Annotated in this window: 7 protein-coding genes; 5 read left to right on the top strand and 2 right to left on the bottom strand. The window is 66.9% G+C overall.

The genetic code is table 11. The annotated features are described in order from the left end of the window. Positions 1-6 precede the first annotated feature (6 nt). Positions 7-5,151: a glycosyltransferase gene (locus tag AC3RCC_RS03840; protein ID WP_492257642.1), complete on the bottom strand. Its 5,145-nt coding sequence runs from the start codon at positions 5,149-5,151 to the stop codon at positions 7-9. 135 nt (positions 5,152-5,286) lie between these two features. On the opposite strand from AC3RCC_RS03840, the gene AC3RCC_RS03845 reads away from it, so the two are divergent. From AC3RCC_RS03845 to AC3RCC_RS03865, 5 genes are all read left to right on the top strand, one after another. Then, entirely contained in the window at positions 5,287-8,784 is a 3,498-nt protein-coding gene (locus AC3RCC_RS03845; protein WP_492257643.1) for a glycosyltransferase family protein, read from the top strand. Positions 8,785-8,926: 142 nt separating this feature from the next. Then, positions 8,927-10,360: a cytochrome P450 gene (locus AC3RCC_RS03850; protein WP_492257644.1), complete on the top strand. Its 1,434-nt coding sequence runs from the start codon at positions 8,927-8,929 to the stop codon at positions 10,358-10,360. Between the two features lie 35 nt (positions 10,361-10,395). After that, positions 10,396-11,226 (top strand): lysophospholipid acyltransferase family protein, encoded by an 831-nt coding sequence (locus AC3RCC_RS03855; RefSeq protein ID WP_492257645.1) that lies wholly within the window; start codon positions 10,396-10,398, stop codon positions 11,224-11,226. A gap of 39 nt (positions 11,227-11,265) precedes the next feature. Continuing rightward, positions 11,266-12,087, top strand: coding sequence for an SDR family NAD(P)-dependent oxidoreductase (locus AC3RCC_RS03860; RefSeq protein WP_492257646.1), 822 nt, complete (start codon positions 11,266-11,268; stop codon positions 12,085-12,087). 56 nt (positions 12,088-12,143) lie between these two features. After that, positions 12,144-12,932, top strand: a complete 789-nt coding sequence (locus AC3RCC_RS03865; RefSeq protein WP_492257647.1) for a hypothetical protein — start codon at positions 12,144-12,146, stop codon at positions 12,930-12,932. 27 nt (positions 12,933-12,959) lie between these two features. Here the strand turns inward: AC3RCC_RS03865 and AC3RCC_RS03870 are convergent, their stop codons facing one another. Beyond that, the gene (locus AC3RCC_RS03870; RefSeq protein ID WP_291648992.1) at positions 12,960-14,285 is read right to left on the bottom strand and encodes a glycosyltransferase family 4 protein; all 1,326 of its coding nucleotides are present in this window, start codon (positions 14,283-14,285) and stop codon (positions 12,960-12,962) included. Between the last annotated feature and the right edge of the window lie 10 nt (positions 14,286-14,295).

The following is a 14,295-nucleotide window of genomic DNA, read 5'->3' on the forward strand; positions in this document are numbered from 1 at the left end:
GCGGGGTCACAGGCTCGCGCTGGTCGGCCTGAGCGGGAATGGAACCGTCAATGGCAGCGCTCCGGCCGTCTCGGCACCTAGCGCCAGCAGCTCCGCCCGCTTCATGAAGGTGTCCCGCAGCAATGCAAGGTAATGACCGCGGGTGGAGGCGGCCGTGTTCGACAGGGATTGCGGCGTCGCCAGACAATACATAAGCGGACAGGGATCGTGATGGATCGCATGGACGCCGGCCCAATTGCGGATCCGCTCGCGGAACTCGACGTCGCCGCGCGAACGAACCGAGGCGAAAAGGCCGAACTGCTCGAAGAGCGAGCGGTGGAAGACCGAGGTCATTGGACCATCCCCGAAGATCTCGAGCGTATGCTCGAGCTGTGGGCGTCCCTGATAGTCCAACCTGACATGGGCGGTGGTACTCAGCCGGACATGGGGGTTGTGCGTCATCGTCGCGATCTGGGTTTCGATCTTCTGCGGATGGGCGAAGTCATCGCAGTCGTTGATGGCGACGAAAGGCGCGTCCGAATGGCGGATCGCCCAGTTCCGGCAGTCATAGGGGCCGACATTGCGGGGCATACGATGGAAGCGGAAGCGCTGGTCGACGAGGGCCGCTTCCTGGATCTGCTCGGGCTCGATCTGGTCCGAGCCATCGTCGATCACGATCACGTCGAGGTCGGAATAGCTCTGCGCCGCCAGAGACAGCATCACCTGCCGCATCAGGTCGAGATCCGGATTGAACACGGAGCAGATCACCGCGACCTTGCCGGCATGGATCTCCGCGGATCGTGTCGCTCTTTCGGCCGTCATGATACCGCTGAAGACGGTCGCCAGCCCACCCGTGCCGAAGGTGACCGGTTTGACGCCGCGCTCGTGGCACAGCCGTGCGATTGTCCGGTTCAAGCCGGAGAAATCATCGAGCCGGGTCTGGGCCGCAAGATAGAGCGGGGCTTCGATCTCCGCCTCCGCCGGCACGCGCGACACGAATTGCTGCATCGTCTCGCGATCGCCCAGCAGCACGGCGGCCAGCAGCTGGTCGCGCTCATCGAAGCGTGAGGGATCGATGAGATCCGCGCAGCGCAAGCCCATGGCCTGCAATTCGACGGAATAGGTGCGCGTCAGCGCGGCGAATTCCTTGACGGATCGGCCGGATGCGAAAAAGCGGATCACGGCCTGCCGGACCGCTTCCGGCTTGGCCGAGCGCAGGCTGCTGGTGAGCGCTGCCGACGGGTCGGCGAAGACCAGGAGGTCGGCCAGGGCGAGCCCGCTGCCGCGCAGCCTCAGATCGGGCTGGAGACCGTTGGCGACGACAGCCGTCGCGACGATCCGCGCAAAATCCGGCTCGGACAGCAGCGACGGACGACTATCGTCGATCTGGACCAGGGCCGTCCAGATCGTGCTCGGCGAGCAATAGCGGGCGAGCAGATCGAAGGCGCGGAGGACCGGTCGCGCGCTCTTGGACGTCAAGCTCCCCTGCAATATGAGGGTGAGCATGCTGGCCAGGGCATCTGGCTCCAACGTCGCTGCGAGCGCTTCGCCGACGGCGGTCAGAGCGCTCGGGCAGCTGCGCGCCAGATGAGGTGCGTGTGGGCAAAAAGCGGCTGCGAAGTCCGGTTCGAGGCTGAGCCGGCGAGACAGGCTCGCCAGAGCCGTGAGCTGCCCGTCCTCGACCACCCCCGCGAGCAGGTTGGGCGCCGCCAAAGCGGACTTCATCCCTTGGTGGGCCAATTGCGGAAGGCCTAGCTCGATCAGGCGTTCCGTGAGTTCGAGCGCCTGGGGAAACGTCGCGGCCGGAAGCGCAGCTGCAGCCTCCGAGGCGGCGATGCGGTTGATCCTGGCCAGCTGATGCCGCTCAGCCTGAACGATCCGATCGAAATCTGCATGGCTGATCCCGCCTTCCATCCAGGTCAGCAGTTCGGGCTGACTACGGTGGAAGGCTGCCCCTTCGACAGGCAGCGGCTGCTCCGGGATGACGAGCGGGAGATCGCTCGACACGAGTCTCGCTAGATCGTCAGCCCGCCAGACGGCAAAATCGATCCGTGCGATCGTGGCGTGGTCCCCGGCCGGAACGAGTTGCAGGGCACTTTTACGCAGGTCCCATGTCATCGCAGCGAAGGCGGTGCTGCGACGGCCCGTCCGTTCATAGGCCCGCAACGCGTCGTCACGGAATGAGGCATCGTAGGGGAGGGCCGGACTCATCACCAGCACCGGCTCGTCCGGTGTGGCCTCGCCGATCAGCGCGATCAGCCGGGCGCGGGCGCGTTCCACCCACGTCTCCGGTGCTTCGTCGCGCAGATCAACCACGCTGATCGCTCCGGCCGCGCTCCTGAGCGCGTCCACCTTCCCGGTTTCGACGACGGGAAATTCCGCTATCGCGAGTGCCGGCTTGCCGGCTCGTCGCCCGCCCTCCAGACGCGCTCCGATCAGCAGGCGCCGCGCTCCGAAGCGGGATCGATGTCCCTGCAGGCTCACGATCTGCTGCGAGCCCGACAGATAGGCCAGAACGGGCCAGGTTACGGCTCCCGCCGGCTGCGCCTGGCCGACATCGCCACGCAGATGTATTGTATCATCGCCGGTGCGCTCAGCCGCATCCGTGACTACCGTCACCGAAGCTGTTGCGTCCAGCGCCTCCAGAAGATCGACCTGCGGAACCTGCAAGAGCTGTCGCAGGCAAAGCCAGCGTGCGCGCCGCGCGCCATTGCCCTCGTCCGCAGCCTCCTCCGCCAGTGCGGCGCGCGCGTCCTCGGAGAAGGCGGCGATCCATTCGGCCGGGAGCAAGGCGAGGCGCGTTGCTCTGTCCGCGCCTGCGACAGCGGCCAGGCCCTGCCGGATTTCGTTCACGCCGAGGACGTCCTCGAAGGATCCATACATGACGGCCGGATCATCCATCTCGTCGCGTAGGATGCAATCCAGCACCAGGCGCCTTGCGACCAGCTGCGGATGCCGGTCGGCTTGCGCGATCGCCAGCAGGAAAGCGCGTTCGATTCCTGCGGAGACCAGCGCGTCGTCGATCGCCCTGGCCGCTTCGACGACGCCCGGAGCATCGACCGGCAGTTGTCCTTCGCGCTGCGGCCCGAAGGGCTGCCCATCCTCGAATGTCAGGGTGAGCCCAGCACGCTCGCCCGGTTGCAGGAGCCTTGCGAGCGGCACGGCAAAGCCACAAGGCAGCGGCTCAGTCAGGCCCGCCTCCCGAGCATGGGCCGGCGCATCGGCCGTCACTCGGACGGAGCGCCCATTATCTGCTGTGATGACGAGATCGAGCGGTTCGGCGATGACCGAAAGATTCGCCGCCCAGCCGGAAATCAGCTCACCGGAGATAATCCAGGCTCCGCAGGCATCGACCCGGCCATCGTGGCGCCGCGCACCGCCGCCGGCGCGCAGCGCCATCTGGACATCCGGATCGCGCAAGGATCTCGGCGCGATCGCGCGTGCTTTCTGTTCGCGAGCTTCGGCATCGCCGTGCAGGCGCACCGGCACGCCGAACAGGGCGAGCGTGGCGATGGCATCGTCCTTGGCCAGGGCGCCGGAGGACTCTGCGGCGCCGTCCCCGGAGCGCTCGTGCTCGGTCCTGTCGAAAACGGCTCGCAGTTGTGTCGTTCCCTCCGCTCGAACCGTCCGTCGCAGGGTCTCGCCTCGCCGCGTCGTGGCTTCGACGATTGCGGCGCCTTTGACTGCGACCGGAAGCGCGATGTCGAAGACGCCCGGCGAAACCTGTTCCGCCTGCGCGGCGGCCGCGAGCAACGATGCCAGTGGGAGTGTCTGAAGCGTGAGGCTGGCAGGCACCTCGAGAGTGAGCTCGCTGTCGAGGTCGAGTGCGCCGACGCTGCTCAGATCGAGGCTGAATCGTGCGCGGCCGAAGCCGGCGGAGATATCGGCCTCTTCGACAACCGCCAATGTCGAGGTCAGCGGAAAATCCTGCGCTGCGAGCACGATGCTCAGATCGGGGCGCGGTGCTCCGTAGACAGAGCCAACCAAACGCCCCGCATCGAATGCAAGCCGCCCCCACCGCAAGCCCGGGGTTGCGTCGGCCACGAAGGCTTTGCGGAAGCGCGCCAGCTCGATCGTCCCGGTATCGGTGTGTGCCTCCACGACGGCGATGCGTGTCTGGCCGTCGACGAACAGCCGGGGCGGCGTGAAATGGAAGGCAACCGCATCGGTGCCGGAAAGGCTCTTGGGCTGGAGGTAGGCGGAGCCCGCCAGGGCGCCATCAAGCTTCAACGAGATACTGGACAGGCGCTCGAAAGGCACTGCGAACCAGCCCCGGACGCTGCCGGCGAGATTCGCGTCGACGAAGGCCTCGCCCGCGCCCGGCGCATCGCTTCCAGTGGACATATTGCCACCCGGCATGGTCAGCGATGTGCCATCCTCAAGAAGCACCTCGACCGGCGTGCCGATCTCGAAGTCTTCGGGCAGCTCAATCTGAAAGCCATCGAAGCTGCCTGATACTGTCGAAAAATGGCAGGCGAGCCCCGTGATCTGTCGCCCCCCGCTTTTGACGACGACTTTGGCCGGGCGTTCCCCGGCCATGCCGCGCGCGCGCCCGACGATGACACGGCCGTTACGGAGGCCGTCGAGGCTCCCGGAGAAACGCTGCGGCGTAGGACGCTCCTTGCGCCTGTCCGAGCTCCCATTGGCGCTGGGCTGTGCTTCCACCTCGCGTGCCGGCTCCGCACGTGGCTCTTCAGGCTTCTGGCCGCGCCTGGCGGCGGCCCTCAGAACGAGGATTTGCAGCTCTTCATCCGTCTCGGCAAGGATGCGGGGGTCCTTCGACAAGGCCTTCACCGCCTCGAACGCCTCGCGCGTGCCGGGGTCGTCGAGCCGCTTGAGCAGATGCGCCAGATGAACCCAGGGATCAGCATCTTCCGGCGCGAGTTTTGCTGCGCGCCGATAGGCGGTGGCGGCCTCTCCCAGCTGTCCGCTCTCCTTCAGCGTATGGGCGTATTGCACCCACAGACCCGCTTCATCGGCCGCTACCGCCACAACTTGAGCGTATGTCTCGGCGGCTTCACGCCATGCGCGTGCATCACGAAGGCCATCTGCCTTGGTAATCAGATCACGAATGAACTTGTCGTCCGCGCCCCCCGCGGCGAGTGCTTCGCCAGCCGGCAAAAGCTTCTTCGACGAAGGTCTTAGCTTCCGAGTAAGGCGCATCAAGTTCATATCGCCGACCTTCCCCACGTCGAAGCGCCACGCCTCGCCTAAGCAGACGAGTATTGTAGAATGCCGAAATTGCCGCGGGGAGCCTTACCTAATCAAAGCGTTATATGCGAGAGTAAAAAACGGTAAGGATTACCTATGACTATCTCCTGGTTGCGTTTCGTCAGACGGTTCTCCTCTGCCCGGGAAGGCGGCGCTCAGCCCCATTTCGCCAACGATGCGGTCCTGGCCGAGGCCGACGCGCTGCGTGATGGCGGCCGTTGGGTGGAGGCTGCCGCTGCCTATGCGCGTTTCCTGCAGATCAATGATTCACAGCCGGCGATCCATGTCCAGCACGCGCATGCGCTCAAGGAAGCTGGCCGGCACCGGGAGGCCCTCGCGGCCTATGCCCGCGCCATCGCGCTCGCTCCGGACGATCCGGAGGCGATTCTTCATCAGGCCCATCTGCTGAAACGAATCGGTGATCCGGCGGCCCTTCAAAGCTTCCGCCGCCTTGCCGTGCTCGATGCCACCGCCGTCTCGACAGAAGAGCTGTCGCGGCTCGAGGCGCTGTTCGGCGATTCGGACCCTGACGTCGAGCCCGAGGCGCCGGTGTCGCCCGCCGCCGAGATCCCGCCGCCACGCCCCGCAACCCGCATCGTCGAGCCTCTGCCGCTCGGGCTGCATCCGCGACGACGGGCGGTTCGCTTCGTCGCAGACGTCGATGTCGAGGCTCCTGCTCCGAAGCTGCGCGTCATGCTCGATGGCGAGATCTGGTGGAGCGGCGACATCGAGACGCGACCGGGATCGCGGTCCCGCCGGATCGACAGCATTTTTTCCTTCCCCGAGCCCGATGGCCCGACGGATCGTCGCGAAGTGCGGATCGAGGCGCTCTCGGGCGGCATCGCCCCGGCCCAGGCCTCGCTCGCCTTGCCCTACGCCGCACGGTTCGAGGGCGAGTTCACGCTTGGGCCGCCCGGATCCGATGGCGACCGCATCGGAACTGCCCGTTTTGTCGACCATGAGGGGCTGACGATCGCGCCGGCCTTGCGGGCGACGGATGCGGATGGTGCGTTCGTCCCGATAGTCCTCACGAGCTGGCGGCGCGAAGGCACGGGATTCGAGATCGTCTTCTCGACCGTTCGCGCCGGGGCTTTGCAGCTCTATCCGATGTGGAGCACGCAAGCGCTCTTGGAATGCGAGGCCGGCGAGGCGGATACGGGCACCTTCGCAGCGGCTTCCACGGTCGAAGCAACCGAGGTCGTCGGCCGCATCCTCGGCGTCGCCGACGGGCATGTCGAGGGCTGGGCGCTGCGCCCTGGCCAGCGCGATCGCGCGGTGATCGTCGATATCTTCGCCGTGGGAATGCTGGTGGGTTGCGGCCGGGCCGATCGACCGCGATCGGACCTGGCCGAGACGATCGGTGATGGCGGTGCCCATGGCTTCCGGATCGTCCTGCCCTGCGGCCTGCGGGAGAACACGCCGCTTACGGCGCGCGCACGCGGCTCCATGACCGATTTCGCCACGGGCCGCGTCCAGGCGCGAGCCGCCGGCGTCCTGGCCACACCGGCGCGGGACGCGGTCTCTGCCGTCGATGCCGCGGCGGCGACGGCAAAAGCCGCGCGATCGATCGCAGCGCTGCTGCTATGTGACGGCGATACGGCCTGGTGTGACGAGACGAGCCGCGTCCTGATCGAGCAGGGCCTGCCTGTTCACCGGATCATCCGCGGCAGTGGGGGGGTCCCCGAGAGCCTCGATGCTGCATTCACCGGGATCGAGCAGGATCTCGTGCTGGTTCTCGGCGAGGCCGCGCTCTGGAACGAGGCGGCGCTCGCCCCGATGGCCCAGGCGCTGGCTGCCACCGGTGCCGTGGTGGCCGTGCCGATCCTGCAACCGTCCCGTTCCTCGAATGGTCCCGGCGCACCGGATCAGTGGGGCTGGTCGCTCGACCTGTCATGCGGCGAGGCGGCCCTGCGGCCGTCGCCGCCATCGCCCTGGCTCGCGCAGGCCGCGGCGGCATCTCCCTTCGTGACCGTGGCCGGGGCGGACTGGACGACTGCAAGCCTGATCGACCGGCGACGCTGGCTGGAAGGAGGCGGGCTCGTTCTTCGATCGTCGACAGAGGCGACGGCTTCGCCGCACAGCCCTGCCGCACCCATCGCGGCTCTCGCCGAGACCGAAACGATCTTGGCGACGCAGGCGGTGATCCCGTTGCGCGGCACGCCGTCGGAGGCGCCTGTCCCGCTGCCCGCGGCCTCCGCTGACAGGCTGGCGCGGGCGCAGAGGCAGAGCCCGCTCCTGGCAGGAGCGCTTTTCGCGAGGCCGTCCGTCATCGCGCTGCTGGTCACGTCGACGCGGACCGATGCGCTCGAGGGCGATGCGATCGTCGCGCGCGAATTCGCTTCGGCGCTCTCGGCGGTGCTGCCCTCAGCCGAGTTTCGGCTGATTCCGCGCGAGCCCGATGGCGGGGCGGATCTGGCCGGCATCGATGCTGTGATCTCCCTTCGCGAAGATTGCGATCCGCGGCGTTTCCGCCATCTCTCGCCGTCCTGCCGTGTCGTGTTCTGGATCCGCAACTGTTTCGACGCCTTCCTGGAGAACGAGAACTGGCGGCGTGCCGACGAGGTGTGGATGTCGTCCGAGCATGAATGCAGGCGGTTCAGCCGGCATACCGGGCTTCCGGCTCGTCTCCTCAGGATCGCGACCAATCTGCAGCTGTTCGGGGCTGCGAGGCCCGATCCCGACCTCGCCTGCGATATCTGCTTCACCGGTTCCTATTGGGGCGTCCATCGCGAGATCGCGACCAGCCTCGCGCCCGAGATCCTGGATGCCACGGTGCGCATCTTCGGCGCCGGCTGGGATGCGGTGCCGGAGCTCGCCGCGGTGGCACAGGGGCCGGCGCCCTATGCCTGGATGCCGGCGATCTATGCGAGCGCCAAGCTCGTGATCGACGACGCCAACCATGTGACGATCGACAGCGGTTCGGTGAATAGCCGGGTCTATGACGCGATCGCCGCCGGCGCCCTGCCGATTACCAACGGCGTCGCGGGGGCGCAGGAGACCTTCGGCGACCTGCTGCCGACCTATCGGGATGCTCATGGTCTGACGGGGCAGATCCGCCGGTGGCTGACGGATGAGCCGGGCCGCCTCGAGCGTGTCGCGGCGCTTCGGCGTCTGGTCATGGAAAAGCATGGATTCGAGCATCGTGCCCGGGACGCCGCGCGTTTCCTGTCGGAGCCGGCGCAGATCCCGTTCGTCGCCGTGACCGGAGACGGGCCGGAGGCGGGAGCGACGGCGGATGCCCGGCCTGCCGGGCTCGCACCGCTCATGACGGCGCTGGCCCGCGCCGGCTGGCGCGCCGACTGGATCGGGCAATCGCACTGGGACGGGCGCCTGGCGGCGAGCGCCGATCTGCGCCTGCATGTCGGCGCCGCGCCGCCTCCCGCGACGCGAGCCGGCCAGGGTTCCGTCGCCTGGATCCTGTCCGAGGCCGACAGCTTGTCGGCGCGTATCGTCGGGCGCGAGAACGCCGTCTTCGTCCCTGCGGCGACGAGGCAGGCCGTGCCGGACCTGCCGCGAGCGGTCCGGACCCTGGACTGGCCGACGCGGGATGAGGAATTCGAGGCGATCGTGGCGCGTTTCGCAGGCCCGCGATGATGGAGCTCCGACCAAGACCGGCGCCGTTGAACAGGCGGCTCCATCGCTGTAACGATGCAGCCGCCCGGAGAGGTCCTACGCAACCTGGGATATCGCGCAGCCTGATGCCTTCCTATCACGGTCAGTTTCGGGCGATCGCGCCATGATGTCGGCTGCGTCCTTGCTCTATCCCGCCCCACCGACGATCGAAGAGCGCAGCGGTAGCGAATTCATCCCCGCTCACCCCATGCCCTTGCGGCGTGATCCCAATCTGCTTCAGATCGTCATCGGCGCCCGCCGCAGCCTGATCGAGGGCTGGACCGAGAGCTATTACCGGTCAGGGATCGACAGCTTCCGCATTCTGCGTCGCCAGATCGTCTTCGTGAACAGCCCGGAGCTCATCCGATACGTCGTGGTGACGCGGCACAGCAATTTCGAGCGCAAGAGCCCGCAGATGCGGCGTGCGCTGGAGGCCCTCCTCGGAGACGGGCTCTTCATCAGTGATGGCGAGACCTGGAAGAGGCGGCGCCCGCTGGTGGCGGACATCGTCCACAAGCGCAGGCTGCCCGAATTCGGCCAGACGATGGAGGATGCGGCGCTCGCCGTCGCAGAGGAATGGGGCGCGTTGCCGGCGGGCTCCGAGGTCGAGCTGACCGAGGAGATGGGGCGCCTGACCGCCACGATCATCTCCCGGGCCGTCTTCGGCAAGAACATCCCGCGCGACGCGGCCCAGCGGGTCATCGACGGTTTCAGTGCCTATCAGCGCCAGACCGATGCGTTCAATCTCGGCTATTTCCTCGGCGCTGATGACGGCTGGCCGGCCTTTGGCGGCAAGCGGCGGCGCCGTGCGATGGCGATGGTTCACGACGTCATCGAGAGCGTGATCAACGCTCATCTGGCGGGCGAGGGGGATGCGGGCTCGATGGTCGACCTGCTGATCCGCCGCAACCAGAAGAGCGGGGGAGAGCCGCTGGATCTCGCGGCGCTGCGCAACGAGGCGGCGACGATCTTCATGGCTGGGCACGAGACGACGGCGACGACGCTGGCCTGGGCCTGGTATCTGCTGGCCAACGCGCCCTGGGTGGCGCGCCATGTCCACGAGGAGATCGAGACGGCCTGCGGAACGCGTGCCCCGAGCCTGGCCGATCTGCCGCGATTGCGCTGGTGCCGCGCCGTCATCCAGGAGACGCTCCGGCTCTATCCGCCGGTCCCGCTGCTGCCGAGGCAGGCTCTGGAGGCCGACCGCATCGGGCCTGTCGACGTCGAGAAATCGGCCCTGGTCATGATCGCGCCCTGGCTGCTGCACCGCTCCGTCGATCTCTGGGAGAAGCCGAACCATTTTCTGCCGGAGCGCTTCCTGTCCGGCACGCGGATCGACCCCTTCGCCTATATTCCCTTCGCGGTCGGCCCGCGAATCTGCCCCGGCATGAATTTCGGACTCGACGAGGCGACTCTGTGCCTGGCGATCCTGGCGCAGCGCTTCGAGGTGCGTCCCCGGGAGGGCTACAAGGTCGAGCCGGTCTGCCGCCTGACGCTGCGCCCGAAAGGCGGCCTGCCCGCCCGCATCGTCGCGCGCTCTTCCCGCCCACCCCTCTGAGACGGACCGCCACAGCCATGCAGAGCCTGGAGAGAATGGCGCATCGGGCTCTACGGCGCCTGCCCATCCCGGTGGTGTCGAATCTGGGCGCCCGGCTAGCTTGGCTCAAGATCCGCTTCATCGATCCCGACGTCGCCCGCAAGGCCCGGGCCAATGTCCGGCGGCATCATCCGGAGATGCCGGAGGCGGAGGTCGAGAAGCTCGTCTGGCGTTTCGTCGAGAATGTCGGTCGGCTGATGGCCGAGTTCTCGATCGTGCATCGCTTCGCCTCGGCCGACCGGATGGAATTCGTTGGCGTGGAGGCGCCGCGCGCCAATGTCGGCAAAATCCCGACCATCGCGCTCTGCCTGCATCTCGGCAATTGGGAGGTGCTGGCTTCGGCAATGCAGATGATCGGCGTTCCGATCGCTTCGATCTCGGAGATCCCCGACAATGCGGCGCATCGCGACATCGCCGATGCGACGCGCGGCGGCTTCGACGTCAATGTGCTCGCTCCCGATCGGAACGGCCTGCGCCGTGCGCTGTCGATCCTCGCCGGAAACGGCGTCCTCGCCATCTTTCCGGATGAAAAACGCGGCGACACGATGATGGCGCCCCTGTTCGGACGCGCGCCTCACCTCAAGGGCAATCTGGCCATGGCGGCGAAACTCGCCCGGCGCAGCGGGGCGCAGCTCGTCGTCGTCTATTGCGAGCGGGTCATGGAGACGCGCTTCAGGCTGCATTTCGAGGGACCGTTCTACATGGATCCGGCGCAGACCGACCCGCTCGCCGATGTCGCCTATCTCAACGGCCGGATCGAGCCCGCCATCCTGCGCCATCTCGACCAGTGGTACTATCTGGACGATTCGATCGGGCCGATCGCATAAGGGACCGACCTCGTGACGGCCCGTTCGGAGAATGCTCCCGTGCCAAGCAGCGATCCGCTGAAGGTTGCCGTCGTCTCGGGCGGCTCGAGCGGCATCGGGCTGGCATGCGCGCGCGTCCTGCTGCAGCGCGGCCATCGCGTCGTCCTGCTGGCCCGAGACGCGGATCGCCTCGCCAGAGCCGCCGCGGCGCTCGATCCGGCGCAGGAAGGCCGTGTCGATGTTCTGGCCTTCGACGTCGCCGAGGCCGGAGCTGCGCAGGAGGCGATCGCCAAGGTGGAGGCCCGCCATGGCCGTATCGACTGGCTCATCACGGCCGCGGGGATCGTCGAGCCGGGACTGTTTCGCGATCTCGATCTGGCGGACCACCGGGCGCAGATGGAGATCAATTATTTCGGGACGCTTCACCTGATCCGGGCAGCGCTTCCCGTCATGCGCCGCCATGGCGGCCGGATCACGCTCGTCTCCTCGGGGGCGGCCTTCATCGGCATCGCCGGCTATAGCGGCTATGCGCCGGGCAAGTTCGCGGTGCGGGCGCTCGCGGAGATCCTGCGCGTGGAGCTGGCCTGCGAAGGCATCTCGGTCAGCGTCGCCTTTCCGCCCGATACCGAGACGCCGCAACTGGATGGCGAGAGGCCGAAGCGGCCGCTCGTGACGCGGCTCGTCTCCGAGCAGGGCGGGGTGATGACGGCGCAGCGGGTCGCGGAGAGCATGATCGCCCAGGCCGAGAGGGGGGCCTTCGTGCTGGCTCCGTCCAGGACGATCGCGCTGCTGGCCCGGTTCCACAGCCTGTACAGACCTGTGCTGGCATGGCAGCAACGGCGTATCCTGGCACGAGATTCCGGTCGGCGCCCGGAGTCGTGAGAGGGGGATAGCGGTCCATCGTCCTGCGGCGGCAGGCGTTCCCGGCAAGGCAAGGCATGATCTATATCTGCTACGGCATCACGAAATCGGCCAGCACCTTCCTCTATCAGTTGACGGAGGAGGTCTTCAGAGCGGCCGGTCGGCCGGTCGCCAGGCTGGGCAAGCCGTTCAGGAAGCTTGATTCTGTCGAAAACTACTTCAACTTCATCGACCACGAGCTGCTCGGGGAGATCGAGCGCCATATCGACGGCGCGGATGTCGTCCTCAAGACGCATGGGCCGCCGCGCGGCGATGTCGCGGCGCTGGTGACCGCGGGCCGGGTCCTGGCGAGTGCGTCGATCAGGGATCCGCGCGAGATCGCGCTTTCGATGCTCGATCACGGCACCCGTTCGCGGCGCTGGCGGAACAAGCCGTTCTCGGAATTCGTGACCGTGGCGGACACGTTGAACTCGCTCGACATCCAGCTCGGCTGCTTTCGCGAATGGGCCGCGGCCGAAAAGGTCGCGATCTTCAACTACAACGAGGTCTGCTACGATAGCGGCGCCGTGGTCCGTGCCATCGCAAGCCAGATCGGCGTGAGCGTCGATGTCGACGGCGTTCTGGGGAAATTTCGCGACAAGGGCGTCATCGGGCAGTTCAGCAAGGGCAAGGCGCTGCGCTATTCCGAGATGAGCGAGGCCGACCAGGCGACGTTCCTCGAACGTTACGCCGAGCTCTACGCCGCCCATGCCTTCGATACCGAGAAGGCCCGCCGGGTGGCCGCGGAACAGTCCTCGCTCGAAATGCGGGCCTCGGGCGAGCTCGCCCAGCACATCACCAATCTCAGGCGCCGCCTGCGCATCTGAGGGAAGCGGAGCCCGGCCGAGCCGGCGTCAGCCCAGGACCTTGTCGTAAACGGCTTTGACCCGCTCGGCGTGCCGCTCTGGCGAGAAGAATGCGGCCCGGCTGCGCCCGCGGCTCGCCAGTTCCGCGCGTAGATCGGCATCGGCATCGAGGGTCCGGATCGAATCGCGGATCGCCTCGATCTCGTAGGGGTTCACCAGCATGGCGGCATCGCCCGCGACCTCGGGCAGAGAACTGGTCGTCGAGGTGATGACGGGCGTTCCCAGCAGCATCGCCTCGAGTATGGGCAGGCCGAAGCCCTCGTAGAGCGAGGGAAACAGCACGGCCCGCGCGCCCCTGATCAACGATATCAGCGATCCTCGCGGCACATAGGGCAGGCGCTGGACGCGGCGCTCCGGCCGGATATGTGAGCCGTCGAAGCGCCAGCTCAGCAGGCGCTCGTCCTGGAGCGTCTCGAGATCCTTGTCGTATTGCCAGCCGAGGCCACCGACGAGAATGAGCGGCCGCGTCGATCCGGAAGCTGCATAGGCTTCGACCAATCGCGAGATGTTCTTCTTCGGCTCGACGGCGCCGAGGAACAGAAAGTACTCCTTGAAGGCGAGGCCATAGCGATTCTCGATATCGCGGGCCACCACATCATCCGAGGTCGAGACGAGGGCTTCGTCCAGCGAGACGGACTGCCATGTGTTGGTGATCCGATTGTCCGGAATGTCGAAGAATTCCTGCACGTCACGACGCGTATGCTCGGATACGGTGACGATATGATCGGCCTCTTTAACGAGATGGCGGATCATCGTGTAGAAATACTTCTTGTTGTCCAAAGTCGCGTAGGGCAGGCGCAGCGGGACGATATCGTGGATGGTATAGATATTGGCCGCGCCCTTCACGAAGGCCGGGGTCGGGCGGGTCACGTGGAACAGATCGTGACGCCCCTCGGATTTCACCGCCATTCGCCGCCCGAAGCGATTGAAGTGGAGAAATGCGCGCTCCCAGAACCGGACGGCCCCATGCGTCGGATGGCGCCTCTGCGCGGTGGTGCCGGAGCCGGGGTCGAGAACGATGCGCGGCGCCGGCAGGCGCTGGGTCCGGGCGCCCGCAGGCACGCCGATCGTCCAGTCGACCGCACGGCCGATCATCTTGAGCGGATCGATGGTCTTCGGAGCGGCCGCCTCGTTGAGAACGACTTCGGACAGGAGAGCCTCGCGCCGGTTGATGGCGCGTTCGATGCCGATCAACAGCTCGACGTCATGACCGAGGCCGGTCGCGGTGCTCGCGAGATTGCGGGCATAGGTCGCGATTCCCGTGCCCTGCTTGAGCGTCATCGCATGGGCTTCGAGAAGGATGTTCTTCGGCACCGGCTGGGTC

The sequence above is a fragment of the Allobosea sp. GW823-FHT01F03 genome (assembly GCF_058798075.1).